The sequence below is a fragment of the Adhaeribacter aerolatus genome (genome assembly GCF_007991635.1).
Lineage (GTDB): Bacteria > Bacteroidota > Bacteroidia > Cytophagales > Hymenobacteraceae > Adhaeribacter > Adhaeribacter aerolatus.
The window spans coordinates 42,135-64,136 of record NZ_BJYS01000028.1; the positions used below are offsets into that span (position 1 = coordinate 42,135).

A 22,002-nucleotide genomic window follows, 5' to 3' on the forward strand; every position below is an offset into this window, starting at 1 on the left:
CTTTGCTCTCCATACAGGTAATACCGGAATTAAACTTCATAAGAACTCCTCCTTTTTGCCCCATCGTTGCAGGCATTTTACTAATTTAATTAGCATAAATTTATTTCTATAACTGCTTGTAATTCAGGCTTATTATTTTTAATTTCAGAGGTAAATACTAAATAAATTTGCAACTATTTGGAGACTAAATTTTGTTTCTTTAGTATGAAAAAGGTTACTAACGAAAATGTAATTCCGCTCTTTACGGAAGAGCAGATTAAGCCGGAAGAAACCTGGCGGAAGTCGATTCCGGCGCAGGTATTCCTGAATTACTTCTTTGCCATTAATTACCATATTCAGCATACCGACGACAACGGTTTGGATAATCTTACTTTTTTCCGGGAGCACCACGCTAACCTGGACGAGAAAGATTTGGAAGCAGTAGGAAAAATATTGCTGACCAGTTGGAGCACGGAATATGCTTTACGGGCAACGGCAGAGCTGGGCAGCGAAGATTACTTACGGCATGCTTTACACTGGACTTTTCCGCAGGCTTATTATACCATTTTTGCCGGATTGCAGGCTTTCTTATATACTTTAAATATTAAAACGAACAGCGCCGAGCTGATTAGCAGGGAAGTAGGACGACTGGTAGTGCGGAATGCTTATCCGCGGGCGGTTGGCTACTATGCAGCCGGTCCTTACCCGGATTTTACCATCCACCGGTTACCGCTGGCGGGGTATAAACCCAGTTTGCAAATTCCTGAAAAGGAAATAGATGCCCAGGCGCAGATTGGCCAATTTTTGCGTACAACCCGCCGACTCCGGGCGCAAACCATCCGGAACCAGGTGCAGAACAACAACCAAACGGCCTTACGGAGCCCGAAGACTGGTAAAGTACTGGAAAAATGGAACGCGCAGCACTGGAGTCAGATAACCTGGCGCATGGGTTATACGACGCTGTTCGACTTATTGAGCCGGTTGCGGATTTCGTCGAGCCATAAAGAAATAGACCGTTTTGTAGAAGCCGACATAGACTTTAAGCTGTTCCACGAGTGTTTACTGGATATTGTAAGATACCTGAATGGCATCCACGAAAGCTACGTAGCCAAAGCTATCGGACTGGAAAAATACCAGCAACTGGTTGATGCCTTACCGGCCCATTTGCAAAACAGCTTTGTAACGGCCCGCTTACAAGATACTATTGAGCCTATATTTGGCAGCAGCAATACCTACCGGTTAAGTTCAGCTGCTTAATTCTACTTTATCTTTCTATAATTCTAAGCATCGCTTTCGCCACGGAAGCGATGCTTTTATATTTTAGACCCTGTTCTAACGAATATCTTACCAAATTCACGTTAAATAATAATGCGGTATGGTAAATTGCCAATCATAATATTAGTAGTTTCAAGCGTGGGGTAATTCATTTAAGAAAAGGCAAACCAGCTTAAGAAACATCCCTAATAAATAGGTTAAGCTGATAAAGTAGCCAAATCCCTCATTAAAGCGTAAACTTCAATAATTTTACTTCAAAAAAACTGACATGAAAGCATTATTGCTGATTGATATTCAAAATGATTTTATTCCGGGCGGCAGTTTGGCAGTGCCGGAGGGAGATTTAATTATTCCGGTGGCCAACCAGTTGCAACCGCACTTCGATTTGGTAGTGGCTACCCAGGATTGGCATCCACCGGATCACAAAAGTTTTGCCTCTAATCATGCTGGTAAAATTAATTTCGAGAAAATAGATTTACATGGACTGGAGCAGGTGTTATGGCCCGACCATTGCGTGCAAGGTTCACGGGGGGCAGATTTTTCTGATGCCTTAAACCTGAATAAAGTAGAAGCTATTTTCCGGAAAGGGACCGATCGCGAGATTGACAGTTACAGCGGATTCTTTGATAATGGCCATCGCAAAACCACTGCTTTAGCCGATTACCTGCTCGGCAAGCAAATTAGCCAGGTTTATATTATGGGGTTAGCCGGCGATTTTTGCGTTTACTACACAGCCAAAGATGCCCTGCAGTTAGAATTCCAGACCTTTCTGGTGGAAGACGGCATCCGCTCCATTAATCCGGCTGAGTTTGAGAAAGCCAAAGCCGATGTTCTGAACAGAGGCGGCCAGGTGGTGCAAAGCCATTCCCTGGTGTAATATTAAAGATAAATAAGGAGTTAGCGGGTGTTAAAATCGGAGTAGCCGGTTAGTTAAAGATTATTTCAACGTAGATTAAAAGTTCTAAAAACAAAAAGACTATGAACATCAACCGATATCCATAGCCTCTTAGTCTCTCTCGTCGTGGAATAAAATTCAAGCTACTTTACTGACTATTAAATTCTGCTATTTGCACCCCTTTGGCGCCGGCTATTTTTAATGCTTCGGAAACTACCTCTTTTATCCGGTTTAATATAAGCGCATGCCCCTCGAATAAATTTAATATATAATCCGGAACATCTTCCCCTTCGGCGGCGGCCTGCATGGTGCCGGCTTGTTCAATCATATAGCACATGGCTTTAATTTTGGGGCCACGTACTTTTACCTGCGAACTACTAAATTTTATCAGGCCGTTTTGCAGATGTTTTACAACCAGCTCTTCTTCCGATATTTTTTGTCGGGTTAATTTTATTAATTGCTGGTAGCTTTGGTCATGCAAAAATTCTTTCAGCATTGGCTCCAGCATTTTTTGTACCCGCGGCTCACTTATATGATGGGCATAAGAAATAATATTAAAGAGCCATTTAAGCGTTCCATCATTCTCTTCAAATACCAGCGTTACCTCACACTTCATCCAAATATCAGGGTGTTTGTCCTATAAACGATAACATCCGGAAAAAGGTATAATTTTAAATTTTCTTATCTAATATAAGCCTTTTAGGCCTAAATAGCCATTTTATTCTGAAAAATTTTTAGGTTGATAAGGAAATAAAGTAGAAATACCTACTTTCATTTTTAAGCACTAAGTAAATGTAGCTAGCCATCGGCAGGAAATTAAATACCTCAACCCCAAAGGCGCTTCGTTTATTATTATACCCTTATCAATTAAAAATATACTTCAAAGAATGCCTACTTCTTGAGCTAATCAAAATAGCTGAATTTACTTTTCTATAATTGTAGTAGAACCTCGGGCTAGCTCCGAATGACCAAAATGCTTTTTAAAGCGCAGTACCTTTTTATTATTTATATTCATATTCATTCAGATGCTATTGTAATATTAGTTGATACAGAACCGGTTGCAATATTTGAAATAGAAAATTAGCTGATAATTTTAGTTTAAGCGGTTAAAGCTTTTGACCAGCAAGGGAAGGCAGGTCTTATTTAAACCGGCTCTGCAGAACTGGTTTGTATTTAAAAATCACGGGAAAGCTATGCCCCGGTAATTTGCCGGGTTTACCAGCGGTAAGGCAGTACCGTATTGCCGGTTTATAGCCTGTAAAAATTCATTGGCAATTAAAGCGTAGCCGCGGGGTGTTGGGTGAATTCCATCCACCGAAAATAAACTGTTCCGGATAGGGGCAGGATTTTGCGCCACCCCCTGCTGGTAAATGCTTAAAATACTATTAGCCACCAAAGTACCGTTAAAAGCGGCCTCCATATCTACTACCGCCAGGCTATTTACCTTTCCGGCTTCGGTTATTATATTGTTAAAGGCTGCCAGCCTGGCTTTTATTTCGGCCGCTTCTTCTTTATCAAGCACTTCGATATCCAGCAATGGGTTATCGGGGGTGTAGCCATGGGGTATTTGCATATCCATCCGGCCGATTGTACCAACAGCATTGAGCAAAATTAAATCTTCGGGCTGGGCTACCCGTACATCTGTTGAGCCGGAACCGGTTCTGATGTATACATCGTATTGCGGACTGGCGGCTTTAGCCAAGGCCCGGACAGAGGCCACCGAAATAGTTGTAAAGAAAGGAATTGCTGTTATCGCCGGGATGGTAGCTACTACTCCTTTAGCCCCGTTAGCGGTTAAAGCTTCTACCAGGCGGTTATAATTCTCCCGGAAATCGGCTATACTGGTTAACCCGCTGAAAGGATTGCCTGGCTTCGTTTCGCCTCCATTGGTGGCAAACTCTAATACATCGTTGCCACCCAGCCAAAGGCTAAAAAAGGTATGATTACGGTTGCTGATAAAGTTGCGGTAGGTTTTGGTAATAACATCGGTATCTTCCAGTAATCGCTCGAAATACGGATTTAACGTGCCATACAAAGCAACCCCACTCGCAAGCACCGACATACCCGGCACCCCCAGGTTCTGGAGATTGACATCGGTATATTTAGTTAATTTGGGGCCACCGGGTAAAGGTATCCCCCCTCTTAAAGCCAGATTGGTGGTTACGGGTGTGAGGATAGGATTACCGGCCGGACTAAACCCAGTTAGCTTTAAATACCCCGATCCATTGGCTTCCTGTTCCGAAAATAAAGGCTGTAGAAAATCACCACCGCCGGCTGTTTTAAACTGTTGCGCCAAAATATAGGGGTAAGCATTAAGTTGCCCTTCGCGGTACAAGCCCCCATCGGTATAGCCGGCCGTTAAAGAGTTGCCTACTGCCAGGTATTTGGTAAAATTTAAATCTTCGCCAACCGGCTTCGGATCTTCTTTCTCAAAAAACTTACAACTGCTTAAATTAAAGGCTAATACTAGTATAAATAGATAGCTGTTCCGTAAATTTTTCATCAAGAATAATTTTGTTAATAAATAAACAGGCAAATTTTTAGAGTTACTAAACCAGGTTTACCGCCAAATAAGTACTAAGGCCAGTAGTTCAGGGCAGCTCTTTATAAACGTAACTTTCTACTGATGGTCACAGGTTTATGCTCGCATCCGGTCTTTTATTTTGGGTAGACTAACGAGGCTGTACATAAGTAAGGTAATTTAACCAGTTTTTAGAAGCTTTCACCGGTGGGTTTACATGGCGGCTGGGGTTAGGTTTAGAGAAGTTACCGTAAAAGTTAGATTCCTGGCAAAATATTTATGAAATTTGCGGCGCTAAAAAGAAATTAAAAATAATCCGCATGCAGTTAAGCGAACAGGAAATACGCAGGCGCCACGAGCGCGAACAGCTTCAGAGTAAAGGTATTAACCCCTACCCTTCGGAGTTGTTTCCCGTATCGGCCTTTGCCAAAGACATAAAAGAAAATTTCAAACCCGATTCCGGCGAATACCAGGATGTTTATTTGGCAGGCCGCCTCATGAGCCGCCGCATTATGGGCAAAGCCTCTTTTGCCGAGTTAATGGATAGTACCGGCCGCATCCAGATATACGTTTCGCGCGACGATATTGCACCCGGCGACGATAAATCGCTGTACAACGAAGTATTCAAAAAGATGCTGGATATCGGCGATTTTATCGGTATCCGGGGCTACGCTTTTGTTACCCAGGTTGGCGAAATATCGGTGCACGTAACCGAACTGAAATTATTAACCAAATCGTTGCGGCCTTTACCCATTGTAAAAGAAGCCGTAGACGAGCAGGGCAATAAAGTTACCTACGATGCCTTTACCGACCCCGAAATGCGGTACCGCCAGCGGTACGTAGATTTGGTGGTGAACCCGCAGGTGCGCGAAACTTTTATCAAACGTACGCAGCTTACCAACTCCATGCGCCAGTTTTTGAATGCCAAAGGTTACCTGGAGGTAGAAACGCCTATTCTGCAGCCCTTGTACGGGGGCGCTGCCGCCCGGCCGTTTAAAACCCACCACAACACCCTGGACATGACCTTGTACCTGCGGATAGCGAACGAACTATACCTGAAGCGGCTGATTGTGGGCGGTTTTGATGGTGTATACGAGTTTGCGAAAGATTTCCGGAACGAAGGCATGAGCCGTTTCCATAATCCCGAATTTACGCAGGTGGAGCTGTACGTGGCCTACAAAGATTATTACTGGATGATGGATCTGGTGGAAGAAATGGTGGAGAAAGTGGCGCTGGATTTACACGGCACCACCGAAGTACAAGTTGGCGAAAACAAAATTAACTTTGCCCGCCCCTGGAAACGCTTTACCATGTTTGAGGCCATCGAACATTTTACCAAAATTGATATTTCCGAGATGGAAGAGCCGGAACTACGCGATACCGCCGAAAAGCTGGGCATTCGCCTCGACCCTAAAATTGGTAAAGGCAAAATTATCGACGAAATATTTGGCGAAATGTGCGAGCCGAACCTGATTCAACCCACCTTTATAACCGATTACCCGGTAGAAATGTCGCCGCTGGCCAAGCGCCACCGCAGCAAAGAAGGCTTGGTAGAACGCTTTGAAGCAATTTGTAATGGTAAGGAAATCTGCAATGCCTTCTCGGAGTTAAACGACCCGATTGATCAGCGGGCCCGTTTTGAGGAGCAACTGGAATTGGGCCGCCGCGGCGATACCGAAGCCATGGTTTTAGACGAAGACTTTTTACGCGCCCTGGAGTACGGGATGCCACCAACGGCGGGCCTGGGTATTGGCATCGATCGTTTGAGCATGATCATGACCAATTCCAACTCTATCCAGGATGTGTTGTTTTTCCCGCAGATGAAGCCGGAAAGACCAGAATAGAATATTCCAGAATACAATATTCCAGAATACAATATTTCAGAATAGAATATTCCGGAATATTGTATCCAGAGCAGCAATTGTATCTGCGCTAAAAAAGCAAAAGGCCTTTCTGGTAAATCAGAAAGGCCTTTTGCTTTAAACTAAAAGAATTTATGCGTCTTCGCCAACTTCCGGACCAGCCCCGGTTGGGTTGGTACCGCCCGCTGCTCTGCCACCCCGCGGAGGACCGCCGGCACTGGCATCGGTACCGGTAGCGCCAGCTACACTGCCAGAGGCATTGGCATTAGAACCAGTAGTAGAACTGCCACCAGCATAGCTACCACCAGTGGTACCGCCGGCAGCACTGCCACCGGTTGTGCCGCTACCGGCATCAGCTTTACCGCCTAAACCCAGGCTGCCTAACAAAGCACCGGTGTTTAAACTGCTTAATTTATTAATGTTTTCCTGGAAAGTTTTTTCCAAATCCTTACTCAGCTTACCGGCATATTTTTTCAGGTTATCTCTTGATACAGTACCGCTGTCGGGGGCCATTAATAAGCCTGCTACGATACCGGCACTGGCACCTGCTAATAAAGCCAGCATAATTTTTCCGCTGTTGTCTTTCATAGTTGTAGATTTTTGTTTTTAAAGTTTCCGCTAATAGCTCTCGATATTAACCTTAAACGAAGATAACGTTTTTAATTACATTAAGTTATAGCTATATCTTAAACTCTTAGCGTTGGCACAAAGGTAAAAAGCTTTAGATAAAATCATAATTTATTTAAAACTAATCCCCGTGGCCGAAACCTGATGATTAAATTTCGGAAATAAGGCGTCTGATTTCTGCTTTCGATTTTCCGAGTTTGGTTTCCAGGCGACCTACCAACTGGTCGGCTTGTCCTTCGGTGTAAGTCAGATCTTCGTCAGTCAAATCACCATACTGGCTTTTTAACCGGCCTTTTACATCATCCCAGGAACCTTGCATTTTTAAACTGCTGCCGGTTCCGGTCAGGTTCATGTCTTCCAGTTTACGCATATATTTCCGAACAACCTGGTCCAGTTCATCGGTCCAGTCCATAGCTTTGCGTTTAATGCTATCGCGGGTACCTTTACCGGCCTCTGGTGCCATTAACAAGCCAGCAATTATGCCAGCACTAGCACCAGCCAGCAAAGCCACCAATACTTTACCATTGTTGTCATTTACATTACCTAACATTTGCTTCTTCTTTAGAGGTTTATAATAATTTTTAAGAAATTGTTCACGCCTAAACTACCCGTTGCCAGGATCAAAATATAAAAATTGGCGTATATCGATTTTTTATACGAAAGCAGGTTTTAATAGTTAAGCCTGAAGGTTAATTAATAGATATATCTGAATTTTGTCGCCATTTGCAAAGCATAGATTGCAGGCAGGGACAAATAATCTGCATCCAAAAAAATACGATAGCTTAATTAGAATAAATTTCTCAAGAGCCATATTGCTACAACATCATTTTCGCGTATAAATCAGCAAATTACAAAACCAATAAGGCCGACTTTAAATTAATACTTGCAACCGGAACCAAAATAACCTGGACAATACGTTTGCAAGTGGTAAAAAAAACTCCATTATTGACCTATGAATAGATTTTTTTGTTGCCTGGCGGCCACGCTGCTAATCAGTTGCAAAACCGCTCAAACAGATTGTATTGATACGGCCAAAATAAACCCAGAGGCTTTATGTACCATGCAGTTTGATCCGGTTTGCGGTTGTAATAAACAGACTTACAGCAATGCCTGTTTGGCCGAAAATGCCGGCGTAACGGCTTACACCAAAGGTGCGTGCCCGGAATAAATTTCCTTAGCTTTATACCCTTGTTAAAACATGACCGAAAAAAAATATTTTAAACAGGTAAAACCATTCCGGGTACCTACCACCGATGGCAAACTGATAGAAGAACACTTTGGTTTGGCCTCTACCCGTGCCCAGGCCTACAGTATTGCCCACATGGTGGCGCCACCCCATTGGTCGGAGCCGCACCAGAAACCAGAATTTGATGAGATTACCATTGTTATCAGGGGCCGGAAAATGGCCGAAGTAGACGGCGAAGAAATAATATTACAGGCCGGCGAAACCTTACTGGTCAAAAGCGGCGCCCGGGTTAAATATTCCAACCCGTTCGACGAAGAAACCGAATATTGGTCGGTATGCGTGCCCGCCTTTGATATAAATACGGTAAACCGCGAAGATGAATAAAGATTAAAGCAACGGCTCTTATTTTTTTTAGCAACAAAAAGAGGCTGCCTGTAAGGTGAGCCTCTTTTGTTAAAACCAATTACAGGACAAGCTACCAGCCTTATTCATAAACAACTACCGGTTACGTTGGTGCAAAACTAGAGGCAGGTGGGGCGCAAGTCCTGAAATTATTAACCTTCTAGCGTATTGATGGCTACTTTGTAGTGCGGGTCTTCCCAGTAATTCACTTCTATAATAGAAGCCGCATTGGTGAGCAGGCGCTGGCAATCTTCGCTTAAATGGCGCAGATGTGCCTTTTTACCAACTTTGCTGTAACGCTCGGTTATTTTATGCAAAGCCTCAATAGCCGAATGATCTACTACCCGCGATTCTTTAAAGTTAATAATTACATCAGCCGGATCGTTTTGAATATCAAATTTTTCCTGAAAGGAAGCGACCGAACCAAAGAATAAAGGCCCGAATATTTCGTAGTGCTTCCTACCTTTTTCATCGGTAAATTTGCGGGCCCGGATGCGGACCGCACTTTCCCAGGCAAAAGCCAGTGCCGAAATAATAACCCCGGATATGACCGCTATCGCCAAATTATGGAATATGGCTGTAATCAGGGTAACCAATACCATTACCAACACATCGGTTAAAGGCACTTTCCGAAATATTTTTAAGCTGGCCCACTCAAAAGTACCAATACAAACCATAAACATCAGGCCTACCAAAGCCGCCATGGGTACCTGTTCAATCAGCGAGGAACCAACCAAGACAAAAAGCAGCAAGCCAACTGCCGCTATTATACCCGAAATACGACTGCGCCCGCCGGAACTTACGTTAATAATATTTTGGCCAATCATGGCGCAGCCACCCATGCCACCAAAAAAGCCGGTGGTAATATTGGCAATACCTTGGGCCACGCACTCTTTATTGCCCCGGCCCCGGGTTTCGGTCATTTCGTCTACTACCGCTAAAGTTAGCAAACTTTCGATTAAACCCACCAGCGCCATAATAAAAGAATAAGGAAAAATAATGGTTAAAGTTTCCCAGTTCAGGGGTACTTGCGGCAAATGAAATTCTGGAAAACCACCAGCAATAGAGGCAATATCGCCCACCGTGCGGGTAGGAATATTAAAGTAAATAATAATGGCCGAAACCACCAGAATAGCCGTTAAGGAAGCCGGAACAGCTTTGGTAAGTTTTGGCAAAAAATGAATTATGGCCATGGTGAGCAGCACAAAGCCCAGCATAATATACAGCGGCGTACCGCTTAACCAATGCTGTACTCCGGCACTATCGGTTACTTTAAACTGGGTTAACTGGGCCATAAAGATGACAATGGCTAAGCCGTTTACAAAGCCAAATATTACCGGATGCGGTACCAGCCGGATAAACTTGCCTAAGCGTAATAAGCCAATCGTTATCTGAATCAGGCCCATCAGCACCACCGCTGAGAATAAATATTCTACCCCGTGGGTTGCTACCAAACTTACCACCACGACCGCAATGGCGCCGGTTGCGCCGGAAATCATACCAGGCCGGCCACCCAGAAAAGAAGTAATTAAACCAATAATAAAAGCGGTATATAAACCAATTAAAGGACTAACATTGGCAATCAGCGAAAACGCTACGGCTTCCGGCACCAGCGCCAAGGCTACGGTTAAACCCGATAAAACATCGTTTTTTATATTAATATTTTGTTTTTTGATTTGTTGAATAAACACCATACCTGTTCCGGAAGGACCAAAAATGAAAAGAAAATTATGTATTAACCTGCTAACCGATGGGGCACGGGCAGGAGATACTTTTAAGTTTAAGAATATTTCGGCTTAGGGTATAACCGGTAAATCAGGGTGGGGTAATCAGACTTAATTTTACTAAAATTTCCATAAAGAGGCGCAAAAGTAGCAACTTCTCTAATAGATCACAACTACTTTTAAGATTACTACATTTAAACCCCATTATGTTTAACCCTTTAGCAAATCTGGAAAACATAAAAAAGCCGTAGCTAGAATGGCTACGGCTTTTTTATGTTGGGTTTATCCAGGCTATTCTTCACTAGTATCGTTGTCTTTATCCTTACTTCTGTTCTTGTCTCTTTTATTTTTTTGCCGGTGCTTCACTACTTTGGCATCCACATAAAAAACCACCTCTTCGGCAATATTAGTAATCTGGTCGCCGATGCGCTCCAGTTTGCGGATAATATTAGCAATCTTTAAAGCTTGGGCAATATCTTCGGGGTGGGCCTGTATGTAGCTAACCAAGGCTTTATCGGCTTTACTGTTAATTTTATCCAGTATTTTGTCTCTTTTTATCAGGGCTTTGGCTAGTTCGGTATCTTCTTCTGCCAGCGCCTGACGCGCATCTACCAGCATCGCTTCCGCGGCATCGTACATTTCCAGTACCTGGGTGGTTTGTAACAATTCGGCTTCAAATGGGTTATCTGCTTCTTTTACCAGGCGGGCAATCCCTTCGGCCGTATCGCCGATCCGCTCCAGGTTAGCGTTAATTTTTAGGATGGCCAATATCCAGCGCAAATCCACCGCTACCGGGTTAAACAAGGCAAACAAGTTCTCGCACATCCTATCGATTTTAATATCGTAGATGTTCACTTTCTTGCCTCTTTTCATAATCTTCCGGGCCAATTCTTTATCGGCATTCACCAATGCTACTTTGCCCCCGTTTACCTGAAAAGTAACCAGGTCCCACATTTCGTGTACTTTTTCTTTTATCTGGAGTAACTCCTTTTCTAATTGGTTCATAAGGAATAATCTGTTGCTGAAACTCAACTGGCTGTAAAGCCAGTTATTTTTAAAGCTACTAATTTTACCGGTTATTGATGGTTAAAAATAGGCAGAAAGGCTTAACCAAAGCGGCCGGTAATGTAATTTTGGGTGCGCTGGTCTCTGGGGCTGGTAAATAAGGTTTTGGTTTTAGCAAATTCCACCAGCTCGCCCAGGAAAAAAAATGCCGTGTGGTCGCTTACACGGCCGGCCTGCTGCATATTATGCGTTACAATTACAATCGTGTAATCTTTCTTTAACCCGTAAATCAGCTCTTCTATTTTGGCCGTCGAAATAGGATCCAGAGCCGAAGCGGGCTCGTCCATTAATAACACCGAGGGCTCAATGGCCAGTGCGCGGGCAATGCACAGGCGTTGCTGCTGGCCGCCGGAAAGCTCGAAAGCCGATTTTTTAAGCTTGTCTTTTACTTCATCCCAAAGGGCAGCCTGCTGCAACGAACGCTCTACGCGCTCCTGAATAAAGTTTTTATTTTGGGTGCCGTTTACCCGCAAACCATAAGCAACGTTTTCGAAAATAGATTTCGGGAACGGGTTGGGTTTCTGAAACACCATGCCGACGTGCTTGCGTAAATCATCTACGTGAATATTGGTTTTGTAGATATCAACACCGTCAACCAATATATCTCCTTCAATCCGCGCGTTATCTATTAAGTCGTTCATCCGGTTAAAGCAACGCAGAAAAGTAGATTTGCCGCAGCCCGAAGGCCCGATAAATGCGGTTACCTGATTTTTACGCATAGCCACGCTAATGCCCTTCAGCGCGTGAAAATCGCCGTAATACAGATGGACGTCTTTCGTCTGGATGCTGTACTCTTTTTCTTTGGAATCTGTATGATACATGGGGGTAAGTACCTTTTAAAGCGGCCAGCTTTTACACAAAGCTGGTCTGGATTAATGCATTTTTACTCTTTTGGCAAAATATTTCCGGAGCCAGTTGGCTAATAAATTAACCACCAGAATTATTAAAATTAAAATAAAGGCGGTGCCATAGGCCATTTTCCGGGAGGCTTCAATGTCGGTGCCGCTGGTTGAAATTACATACAAGTGGTAAGGCAAAGCCATTACCTGGTCGAATATGCTATCCGGAAGCCGGGGCAGAAAGTAAGCGGCCACCGTAAATAATATAGGAGCCGTTTCGCCGGAAACCCGACCGATCGATAAGATTAAGCCTGTAATAATATTCGGGAAAGCCATGGGCAGCACCACCCGGCTGGTAGTTTGCCATTTGCTGGCGCCTAAGGCCAAGCTGCCAATCCGGAAAGAATCGTCGATGGCTTTTAAAGATTCTTCGGTGGTACGAATAACTACCGGCAAGGCCAGTAAGCCCAGCGTAAGCGAACCCGCCAGAATAGAATCGCCGAAGCCAAACCGGTTCACAAACAGCGCCATCCCAAACAAACCAAATACAATAGACGGCACCCCGGCCAGGTTGTTGGTCATGAGTTTAATAAAACGCTTTAACCAGCCATCTTTCAGGTATTCGTTCATGTAAATACCCGACATAACTCCTATCGGAAAAGCAAATAGCATACTGCCTACTACCAGCCAGAAAGTGCCCACAATTGCCGGGAATATACCGCCGGCGGTCATGCCGTTGCGGGGCATTTCCGTCAGAAACTCCCAACTAATTACCGAAACACCCCGGATAATTATAAAGGCCAGAATAATAAATAAGATAGCAACGACCGAAAAACTGAGTCCCCGGAATATGGTGAAAGCCGCACTTTGCGCCAGTCGCTTAGATTGATTGCTGGATTTACCGTCGTGAAAGCTCATAATTTTAGCGGTTCTCTCTTTTTTTAGCCGACACTAAGTCGACGGTAACGTTGATGATTAAAGTTAGCAGGAATAAAATGCAGCCCAGCGCAAATAACGCTTTGTAGTGTATGCCTCCTTGCGGCGCTTCGCCCAGTTCGGCGGCAATCGTAGCCGGAATGGTGCGCACCGGCTCTAAAAAGGAATCTGGTATGACCGAGGCATTACCGGTTACCATCAGCACCGCCATGGTTTCGCCGATGGCCCGCCCGATTCCCAGAATAGCCGCCGTAGAAATACCCGAAATGGAATACGGAATAACCACTTTGTAAATGGTTTGCCACTTGCTGGCCCCTAAAGCCAAACTAGCTTCTTTCATAGCGCGGGGCGTGGTACGCATGGCATCTTCCGAAACCGAAATAATGGTGGGCAAGGCCATAATACCTAAAATAATACTCCCGGCCAGTGCGGTTTCGCCAACGGGCAACCCAAAAATATCCTGAATAAGCGGCACCACTACCACCAACCCGAAAAAGCCATAAACCACCGACGGAATACCAGCCAGCAATTCTATAACGGGCTTCAGAATATTACGGACCCGGCTATCGGCAATTTCGGCCATGTAAACGGCAGTGGCTAAACCCAAGGGCAAAGCCAGCAATATCGCCCCGAAACTTACCCACAGCGTACCTAAAATTAAGGGCAGTACGCCCATGCGCACCGCCGGCGTAATGGTCGGGTACCATTCACGCCCACCCAGGAAATCGGCCACCGAAATATTATCTAAAAAAATCTGCCGCCCCGGAAAATCTTTGGCCAGAAACTCCTCCGGAAAGAAAGCCAGAATATTAGGGTTTTTGGTTACGATCTCGTTAATGCGCTGGGGTACAAATTCGAAATCGGCGCCTAATTCTTCTTCGGAATAATATTCGGTAATATCATCTATCCGGAAGAGTTTGATGGGCGCATTGGGGCCACCTACTTGCTGCCAGTTAGTTATATTCTGATCCGAAATTTCTTTTAACTGACTGGCCGAAAGTTCCTTTACCGGGTTTTGCTTGTTAACCGCAATAGCAGTACCCTCTTCTACCGGCGACATACTGAAAATACCAAGCCCTTCTTTAAACAGATAGAAAACGATGAGCAGCACTGTTAAACTGGTAACTGTACCGCTTAGGGTTAGTAACCCAACTATTAACCGCTCGCCAAAATTATGGAAGTACCTTTTCACAAGAGTAGTTTATTTAATAACCTGATTAACTTAAAGGTACGTACCCGGTATCCTGCACAATTTTTTGCCCTTCCGGTGATAGCACGTAATTTATAAAAGGCTTGACCCTGCTTTCGACGGAAGCATCGTAAAAATAGAATAGAGGCCGGGAAATCGGGTACGATTTGTTTTTAGCGGCTTCAACGCTCGGCGCTACAAAGGTTTTGCCCTGGTCGTAAGACACTGATAAGGCCTTTACATCTTCTGTTTCGTAAGCCAGCCCAATGTACCCAATAGCGCCTCTGGTCTGGCTCACCGACTGCACAATAGAACCAGTAGCCGACATCATGAGAATACCGGGCGCATAGTTCTTTTTATCTAATACTTCTTCTTTAAAAAATTCGTAAGTGCCGGAACTGGTTTCGCGCGAATAAGCCACAATTACTTCATCGTTACCGCCTACTTCTTTCCAGTTTTTAATTTTGCCGGTAAAAATCTGCTCTAATTGCTCGCGGGTAAGCTGGTTCACTTTATTTTCCGGATGTACCACCACCGAGAGGGCGTCATAAGCAATTAAAGCTTCTTTTACGTTTTTCTTCGCGCCTTTCAGCTTTAATCTTTCACCGGTTTTAAGCGCCCGCGAAGCCATGGCTATATCGGTGGTACCTTCCTGCAAAGCCGAAATGCCGACCCCGGTTCCGCCTCCTACCACGGTAATGGCCGCTCCGGCATTTTTCTGCATGTAATTTTCCGCTTCCTGCTGGGTTAACGGCAATACGGTATCACTGCCTTTAATGGTAATTGTAATATCGTCGGGATTATTTCCGGCGGTATTATTCGTATCACCACGACCGCAAGCTCCCAAAAGAGAGGTTATCAGCAATAAGCCGGCGGCGTGTTTTCTGAATAATCTTTCCTTTGTTATTTTCATATTAATCTGAGCGGTTTAAATAGGCGGTAAAAATCATCAAAAATTAAACTGCGCCTGTAGTCTTAATAAATTGCCAAACTGGTGATTATCTAAATCCCGGCCATCGCGGGTAGTACGGTCCGAAATGGTATACTGCGCTACCAGCTCAAAAGCCTGGAGCGGCTGCCACTCTACTCCTATTTCAGTTTCGTAGGTTTTACTGTAGCGGGCATCCAATTCTACTTTTTTTCCACCTTCGTAATACTGAGCTTTTACAAACGGAATCAGGGTATGGCTTTTTAGTTTAAGCATGTACATGGCTTGCGCATACCCCCCTTTCAAATTTTTGACCCGGATGGTACGGGTAACCGGATCAAACTCCGGACCTTCGCCTATATTGTATTCGGTCTGGAAACCAAAAGGCTGCGGATACACCACCAAACTCGCGGCTACCCGCCGATCGGTAAAATTGCCCCCCACCAAATTACTGCTGCTTAGCTGGTCTTTGGTAACGGTGTAGATACCAGAATAAGCCTGGATGCCGGGTTCTATTATCTGACCGTTCTTCAGGGCCAACGGATAAGATAAACGGGCTACTACGTGCTGGTTATTATTTGCCTCCGGATTATTAACGGCCTGACCGTTATAAATACCCAAACCAAAAACACCGTAATCGCCGCTGCCTTTTAAACCACTGCTGGTTAAGTAACTAAACCGTTCCCGGATTTTGGCGGGGGCCCAGTAAAAAAATACACCTAAATCCCTTTCGTTGGGCACCCCACTGTTCAGGGCATCGTGCCGGTCCAGGGTTAAGCGGTTCTGGCTCGATTGCAAGTTCTCGAACCCGTAAGGCAATTTGCTTTGGCCTATCCGCAACCGGTACTCTTTTTGTTTATCCAGCGATAAATCTACATAAGCATCTCGTAACTGCCCAAAATGTAAGGAAGAACTGCCACCGGGCGTAGAGGCAAAATCAGGCTGGATATAAATATATACCCGTTCGTGCACGTCGCCGCTAAAAACCAGCCGTGCCCGCCGGATTAAAAAACCGCCGTGTTCGCCCACCGATTTATCGTGCCCGGATTGGAGCAGTGGGTTGGTTTCCAGAAGGCGGTTATAGCGCACCTGCACGTACCCCCGCAGGCCAATTTTATCGTACCATTTACTTTTAGCGGGCGCATCTCCCTTGGTATCATCCACCGGCCTGATGCTGGAGGGTACCGTATCCTGGGCAGCCGGTCGCGTTATCTGAGCCTTAGCGGCCGGTATACTTAGAACTAAGAATAGAATAAAATTTATTTTAAAATAAAAAGTCGTTAAACTTTTGTTTATGGGTGAGAACATAAACCAAGGTTTGAAGCGTGAAAAAAATATTAAGAACCTCCAGGGCATTAATTAATTTCTCTACCCAGGAGATTTAACTTTTACCGGGTAGTCACTCCCGATAAAATGTCCGGTACAAAATTACAGCTTCCCGTCTTACATAAATGAGGCGAATATTAAGATATTGTTAAGTTTTAAATATTATTCAATAACCTGACTAAAGTTCTTACCATTGACAGAGTTGTAAAACTTAGTTATTCAGGGCAACAAACCAGCAAAAAGCAAATTGCTGATTATTAATTATTAAGCCAAATAAAAGCCAGCTCTCCTGAATTGATTTAAATCTAGCTGGTATGAAATCGCGGCTTATTCCGCCCAATCAACTGAAACAATTTTAACCAGCGTGGAGGCTGAATGAATTAGAATTAAATTATTGCTCAAAGACTAATTTAAGCCAATACCGATCTGTCTAAAATTTAAAACATTCCTAAATTTTTAATATATTTAAATATTCGATTGTGAAATAATCCAGCTGGTAATAAGGCCGGATCAAGGCGTAGCTATTAAAAATACTGACCTATTACTTATTTAGCCTAATTTATAAGTTTTCATCTTTTTCCGGCGCAATAAGCCAGCGCTCCATAATATTATTTTCAATTCTCATAAATATTAAACTGGTAAGTGATGGACACTAAAAGTTTACAAAGAGATGTTGCTGCTATTCTGGCCAGGGCCGATATACATATTAATGGCTCTAACCCCTGGGATTTGCAAATACATAATCAGCAGTTTTATAAAAGGGTAATTACCCAAGGCACTTTGGGCCTGGGTGAATCTTATATGGACGGATGGTGGGACTGCGAGCAAATAGACGAGTTTGTCTGCCGCGCCCTGCGGGCTGATTTATATAAAGTAGCCCGTTTGACCTGGCGGGGCTGGTTGGAGGCGTTGCTGGCCAAGGTAATGAACCACCAGGTAAAAGGCAAGGCTGCACGCAATGCCCAAATTCACTACGACATTGGCAATAAACTGTATCAGCTTATGTTGGACAAACGCATGGCCTATAGTTGTGGGTATTGGAAAAATGCGAACAATCTGGACCAAGCCCAGGAAAACAAGCTGGATCTAATTTGTCGTAAAATTTATCTGCAACCTGGCCAGCGAGTTTTAGATATTGGTTGTGGTTGGGGCAGTTTTGCTAAATTTGCCGCCGAACGCTACGGGGCGGAAGTAGTAGGAATAACAGTAGCTCACGAACAAGTAAAACTGGCCCGCGAGTTGTGCCAAGGCCTGCCCGTGGAAATCCGGCTGCAAGATTACCGCGACGTACAGGGACAATTTGATCATGTAGTATCGGTTGGTATGGCTGAACACGTGGGTTACCGCAACTACCGAACGTATATGCAAACCGCTGCCCGCTGCCTGAAACCTGATGGACTTTTTTTGCTGCACACCATGGGTATGGCCTACTCCCGTACCTCCGCCGACCCCTTCACCAACAAGTATCTTTTCCCAAATTCCTTACTACCCTCATTAAAACAACTGGGCGGTGCTATGGAAAACATATTCGTGCTGGAAGATCTTCATAACTTCGGAGCGCATTACGATTATACGCTCCTAGCTATGTTTCGTAATTTTGACCAGAACTGGGAGCTATTACAGCCTGAATACGGCGATCTATTTTACAGATTATGGAAATATTATTTGTTGTCAACGGCCGGCTCTTTCCGTGCTCGTAATAATCAACTCTGGCAAATAGTACTTTCCAAAAAAGGTTTAATGGGCGGCTACGAATCCGTGCGGTAAATAATATTTAAGTTTAAATATCCGCTACCCGGAACGGCTTGATTTCTACTTTATCCCAAACCTTACCGGTTATATAAGGCTCTGCGTCTAGCCATTGCTGTAATTCTGCTTCGGTGGCGAATTGCATTAACAAAGAGGAACCAATCATTTTACCTTCCGGGCTTAGAATTGCGCCCCCGATTATAAAATTGCCGCTTTGTTTTAACTTGCGGGCACCTTCCAAGTGCGCTGGTCGGGCCGCCATCCGCCGGTTAAGCGCTTCCGGGTCGGTAAAATCATAGGCGGTAATAAAATATTGCTTTAGCATGTGGTTTATCTGTTTTGGAAGTTGTTTTACTTTTAATATTGATTGAATAATTAAGTAACAATATAAAGGCTTTTGCTAAAAATAAGCATTGCGTTAGCGCCTTACTATTTATTCTTTAGCTAAAAGCCTAAAACAGAATAAAAAGCAAAATTCTTAATTTGTAAATTGGCGGCGGAAAATAATTAACCTGCTTTACATGCAAAATATTGTTACCCGGCTGTTTTTCTTTTTAACGTTTGTCGCTGGCCTGGCGGCCTGCACCACCAACCCTTATGCCGTAACCAACCGGTCGTACAAAAAGCAGGCAAAGGCCTACGCCCGTACCATCCGGCAGGCCCCGGTTATAACCCCTGGCGCTGATAGTTTACTTATGGGCGCGTATTGGGTAGGCACCACCAATTTTAATCTGCGCAAACCAAACTACGTTATTATTCATCATACGGCGCAGGACTCTACGGCTCAAACCCTCAAAACCTTCACCCGGCTCCAAACCCAGGTAAGTGCGCATTATGTGATTGGCCGCGACGGTAAAATTTACCACATGCTCAACGATTATTTACGGGCCTGGCACGGCGGGGCAGCGCGTTGGGGCAATAATACCGATATAAATTCTTCCTCGATTGGGATTGAGCTGGATAACAATGGGCTGGAGCCTTTTGCAGAACCTCAGATAAACAGTTTGCTGCAAGTACTCGCCCAACTGAAAAAAAACTACAACATACCCACCGCCAATTTTATTGGACACTCCGATATTGCGCCGGCCCGCAAAGACGACCCCAATCCTACTTTCCCGTGGAAAGCGCTGGCCGAAAGAGGCTACGGCTATTGGTACGACGAAAGCATCCTGGCCGATACCCTCACTACCGACAGTACCACCAGTCTGAACATAATAGCCAACCTGAATTTATTATCCCCCGACAGCACCCAGGCCATAGACAGTACCACCCTCAAAAATACCGTACCAGCTAATTTTAACCCCCAGGAGGCTTTACGGATTATTGGCTACGATGTAAAAAATTTAAGTGCCGCCATCCGGGCCTTTAAACTGCATTTTATTCAGAAAGAAGTAAATAGCTTTCTTACAGAGAACGATAAGAAGGTGCTTTATAACCTGTACCGGAAATATTTATAAGGCATTCCAGGCCATCATTATTTTGGCTTGATCAGCTATTTTCCTCGTAAAAATGCCCTATTTCGGAAACCTGTAAACTACGCAGCATCGATACTTTTTTATATTGGTGTTCCTGCATCCGCTGTAATATTCCGTCCAGCATCCGGATGGCTTCTAAAATATAAGGCCCTTTGTTCAGCATTACGCAGTCGGCGCGCTGGGCCATGGCCGCATCGGTAATTTCGGCGCGCGACGGGCGGCCTTTCTTGGCCAGACTTTCCAGTACCTGGGTAGCCCACACCACCGGCAAATGCGCCGCCTCGCAGAGCCATAATATTTCTTCCTGTACTTCGGCCAATCGTTGCCAGCCGCATTCTACGGCCAAATCGCCACGGGCAATCATAATACCGGCGGGGTAAGAGCGCATTACCGTTAGCAGCAGGTGTGGCAAATTCCGGAAGCCTTCCTTTGTCTCAATCTTCAGCATAATGGCTACGTGCCCGGCCCGGAGTTTCCGCAATTCTTCCTGCAGGGCCTCTACCATGTCCGGGTGATTCGCAAAGGAAAGGTTAATAATATCGGCGTATTTCACTACAAAAGCTAAATCCTGCCGGTCTTTATCAGTGAGTTTATTCAGGCCTAGGTTGCTGTCGGGCAGATTAATGCCTTTGTCGGCGCGCAGGGTGCTACCGTTGTTGCCGGCCGAAGTAATTTTAACCAGCAGCGAATTTTTATTAACCTCTGCTATTTCGGCTTCTATTTTACCGTCGTCGAACAAAATGGGCTGGCCTACTTTTACCTGCGTAAAAACCTCGGGTAAGGTGCAGGAAATAAAAGCCGGCTGGGCCACCTGGCCTTCCTCGTTTAGCTGGGCCGGCTCGCCAGGCACCAGCTCTTTCCGGATGACCAGCAAATCGTCTTTTTTCAACAGCAACGGCACTTCCAGTTCGGGCAATTCCTCTACTTCAGCCGTCAGGTTCGGTACCTGCCGGTTCTTCAGTTTCAGGCGGGTACCGGTAGAGATGTAAGAGGTTTTAAACAAATGCGCCACTACCCCACCGGCTTCCCGGCTGGCTACGTACAAAGTCCGTTTGCGCTGGCGGGTATCTTTAAACTGCAGCTGATCGCCCTCTCCTAACTGGTTTACCCAATCAGCCGCTAAAGGTAAAATGGCATCTACCTTGAATGGTGGCGTTACGCCGGGGGCAGCCAGCCACACCTTAGCGGGCGCTATTACCTGCCCCAGTTCATCGCGGTACGGATGCACTTCCACCAGTTTGGGGCCGGGACGTAAAGGGCCGGTGCGCAGTTTAGGACCCATCAGGTCAAACAATACTTTACAACTTAGCCCCAGTTCCTGTTCGGCCAGGCGGATATTTTGTACCATTTTTACCCAAACTGATTTATAGTCGTGGGCGCAGTTGATGCGGGCACAATTCATACCGGCGGCCATCATTTGCCGTACCAAATCGTAATCCGTTGCTAACTCCGTCGAGAAAGTAACCATGATGCGCGAATTACGATCTGCCACAGTTGGGCCCAGCAAATCCTCCGTGTGTTTTTTAAGCAGGGCTGCACTATCGTCGAAAGAGATTTTTGGCTTGTTATCGGCCGGCGCTTCCTGTTGGAGAGCGCAACAAAGCTGTTCGCGAACTGCCTGCAAGTTAGCCAGCACATGACCTTCGGACCGGCCCAGCGATGATAAACCCAAACGTGCCAACTGCTCCTGCAAGCCCCGGATATCGTGGTGGCGCAGCGCCAGGTAATGCAGCAAATTAATGGTACTATCCTTAAAAGCAGGCTGCACCTGGTTTACCTGCGGCATTAGTTTTTCTTCTAATTGCCGCGCTCCATTTTCCAGTGCATCCAGTTGGGCAACAATTTCCTGAAGCTGTTCTATATTTTTTTGCATAGCTCTCCGGAATCTCCCTCCGGCTTGGTTAACAAATTAGGCAGGCTACCGGCCGAAAGAAATTTATGTTGCTATTTCTGCTGCCGGCCACCCAATCATATTTCAATTAATAAACCACTTCTAATAGTAGCTTATACTTAAAGCCGTACGC

The 22,002-nt window shown here is 45.0% G+C and carries 20 protein-coding genes; 7 read left to right on the plus strand and 13 right to left on the minus strand.

The window, feature by feature from the left end:
- Nucleotides 1-204: 204 nt before the first annotated feature.
- Nucleotides 205-1,236, plus strand: a complete 1,032-nt coding sequence (locus AAE02nite_RS17880; protein ID WP_146900815.1) for a hypothetical protein — start codon at nt 205-207, stop codon at nt 1,234-1,236.
- 286 nt (nt 1,237-1,522) lie between these two features.
- Nucleotides 1,523-2,131 carry a bifunctional nicotinamidase/pyrazinamidase gene (gene pncA, locus AAE02nite_RS17885; RefSeq protein WP_146900818.1) on the plus strand — a complete coding sequence of 203 codons (609 nt, stop codon included), beginning with the start codon at nt 1,523-1,525 and terminating at the stop codon, nt 2,129-2,131.
- 166 nt (nt 2,132-2,297) lie between these two features.
- Here the strand turns inward: pncA and AAE02nite_RS17890 are convergent, their stop codons facing one another.
- Both AAE02nite_RS17890 and AAE02nite_RS17895 read right to left on the minus strand, forming a co-directional pair.
- Entirely contained in the window at nt 2,298-2,765 is a 468-nt protein-coding gene (locus tag AAE02nite_RS17890; RefSeq protein WP_146900821.1) for a hypothetical protein, read from the minus strand.
- A gap of 564 nt (nt 2,766-3,329) precedes the next feature.
- Nucleotides 3,330-4,652 (minus strand): SGNH/GDSL hydrolase family protein, encoded by a 1,323-nt coding sequence (locus AAE02nite_RS17895; RefSeq protein WP_146900824.1) that lies wholly within the window; start codon nt 4,650-4,652, stop codon nt 3,330-3,332.
- A gap of 338 nt (nt 4,653-4,990) precedes the next feature.
- On the opposite strand from AAE02nite_RS17895, the gene lysS reads away from it, so the two are divergent.
- A complete protein-coding gene (lysS, locus tag AAE02nite_RS17900; protein WP_146900827.1) occupies nt 4,991-6,514 on the plus strand; it encodes a lysine--tRNA ligase in 1,524 nt (507 codons plus the stop codon).
- A 150-nt stretch (nt 6,515-6,664) separates the two neighbouring features.
- Here lysS and AAE02nite_RS26570 read toward each other — a convergent pair whose 3' ends face one another.
- Together AAE02nite_RS26570 and AAE02nite_RS17910 are read right to left on the minus strand one after the other, a co-directional pair.
- Nucleotides 6,665-7,120 (minus strand): YtxH domain-containing protein, encoded by a 456-nt coding sequence (locus AAE02nite_RS26570; protein ID WP_218033518.1) that lies wholly within the window; start codon nt 7,118-7,120, stop codon nt 6,665-6,667.
- Nucleotides 7,121-7,307: 187 nt separating this feature from the next.
- Nucleotides 7,308-7,709, minus strand: a complete 402-nt coding sequence (locus tag AAE02nite_RS17910) for a CsbD family protein (RefSeq protein WP_146900830.1) — start codon at nt 7,707-7,709, stop codon at nt 7,308-7,310.
- 402 nt (nt 7,710-8,111) lie between these two features.
- On the opposite strand from AAE02nite_RS17910, the gene AAE02nite_RS17915 reads away from it, so the two are divergent.
- Both AAE02nite_RS17915 and AAE02nite_RS17920 read left to right on the plus strand, forming a co-directional pair.
- Nucleotides 8,112-8,327, plus strand: coding sequence for a Kazal-type serine protease inhibitor family protein (locus tag AAE02nite_RS17915; RefSeq protein ID WP_146900833.1), 216 nt, complete (start codon nt 8,112-8,114; stop codon nt 8,325-8,327).
- 30 nt (nt 8,328-8,357) lie between these two features.
- Nucleotides 8,358-8,729 (plus strand): cupin domain-containing protein, encoded by a 372-nt coding sequence (locus tag AAE02nite_RS17920; RefSeq protein WP_146900836.1) that lies wholly within the window; start codon nt 8,358-8,360, stop codon nt 8,727-8,729.
- 170 nt (nt 8,730-8,899) lie between these two features.
- Here the strand turns inward: AAE02nite_RS17920 and AAE02nite_RS17925 are convergent, their stop codons facing one another.
- The 7 genes from AAE02nite_RS17925 to AAE02nite_RS17955 form a co-directional block, all read right to left on the minus strand.
- The gene (locus tag AAE02nite_RS17925) at nt 8,900-10,441 is read right to left on the minus strand and encodes a SulP family inorganic anion transporter (RefSeq protein ID WP_146900839.1); all 1,542 of its coding nucleotides are present in this window, start codon (nt 10,439-10,441) and stop codon (nt 8,900-8,902) included.
- Nucleotides 10,442-10,762: 321 nt separating this feature from the next.
- A complete protein-coding gene (gene phoU, locus AAE02nite_RS17930; RefSeq protein WP_146900842.1) occupies nt 10,763-11,476 on the minus strand; it encodes a phosphate signaling complex protein PhoU in 714 nt (237 codons plus the stop codon).
- 101 nt (nt 11,477-11,577) lie between these two features.
- Nucleotides 11,578-12,357, minus strand: coding sequence for a phosphate ABC transporter ATP-binding protein PstB (gene pstB / locus AAE02nite_RS17935; RefSeq protein WP_146900845.1), 780 nt, complete (start codon nt 12,355-12,357; stop codon nt 11,578-11,580).
- 51 nt (nt 12,358-12,408) lie between these two features.
- Entirely contained in the window at nt 12,409-13,293 is an 885-nt protein-coding gene (pstA, locus tag AAE02nite_RS17940; protein ID WP_146900848.1) for a phosphate ABC transporter permease PstA, read from the minus strand.
- A gap of 4 nt (nt 13,294-13,297) precedes the next feature.
- Nucleotides 13,298-14,503, minus strand: coding sequence for a phosphate ABC transporter permease subunit PstC (gene pstC / locus AAE02nite_RS17945; protein ID WP_146900851.1), 1,206 nt, complete (start codon nt 14,501-14,503; stop codon nt 13,298-13,300).
- A gap of 25 nt (nt 14,504-14,528) precedes the next feature.
- Nucleotides 14,529-15,413: a phosphate ABC transporter substrate-binding protein gene (locus AAE02nite_RS17950; RefSeq protein ID WP_146900854.1), complete on the minus strand. Its 885-nt coding sequence runs from the start codon at nt 15,411-15,413 to the stop codon at nt 14,529-14,531.
- 36 nt (nt 15,414-15,449) lie between these two features.
- Complete coding sequence (locus tag AAE02nite_RS17955; RefSeq protein WP_146900857.1) at nt 15,450-16,736, minus strand: porin; 1,287 nt, start codon at nt 16,734-16,736, stop codon at nt 15,450-15,452.
- A gap of 663 nt (nt 16,737-17,399) precedes the next feature.
- Here AAE02nite_RS17955 and cfa point away from each other — a divergent pair.
- On the plus strand, nt 17,400-18,521 hold the full coding sequence (gene cfa, locus AAE02nite_RS17960; protein ID WP_146900860.1) for a cyclopropane fatty acyl phospholipid synthase: 1,122 nt from the start codon (nt 17,400-17,402) through the stop codon (nt 18,519-18,521).
- Nucleotides 18,522-18,534: 13 nt separating this feature from the next.
- Here cfa and AAE02nite_RS17965 read toward each other — a convergent pair whose 3' ends face one another.
- Complete coding sequence (locus AAE02nite_RS17965) at nt 18,535-18,828, minus strand: YciI family protein (RefSeq protein WP_146900864.1); 294 nt, start codon at nt 18,826-18,828, stop codon at nt 18,535-18,537.
- A gap of 196 nt (nt 18,829-19,024) precedes the next feature.
- Between AAE02nite_RS17965 and AAE02nite_RS17970 the strand changes: the two genes are divergently transcribed.
- Entirely contained in the window at nt 19,025-19,960 is a 936-nt protein-coding gene (locus AAE02nite_RS17970) for an N-acetylmuramoyl-L-alanine amidase (RefSeq protein ID WP_146900867.1), read from the plus strand.
- A gap of 31 nt (nt 19,961-19,991) precedes the next feature.
- Here AAE02nite_RS17970 and AAE02nite_RS17975 read toward each other — a convergent pair whose 3' ends face one another.
- Nucleotides 19,992-21,851 (minus strand): pyruvate kinase, encoded by a 1,860-nt coding sequence (locus AAE02nite_RS17975; protein ID WP_146900870.1) that lies wholly within the window; start codon nt 21,849-21,851, stop codon nt 19,992-19,994.
- Nucleotides 21,852-22,002 lie beyond the last annotated feature (151 nt).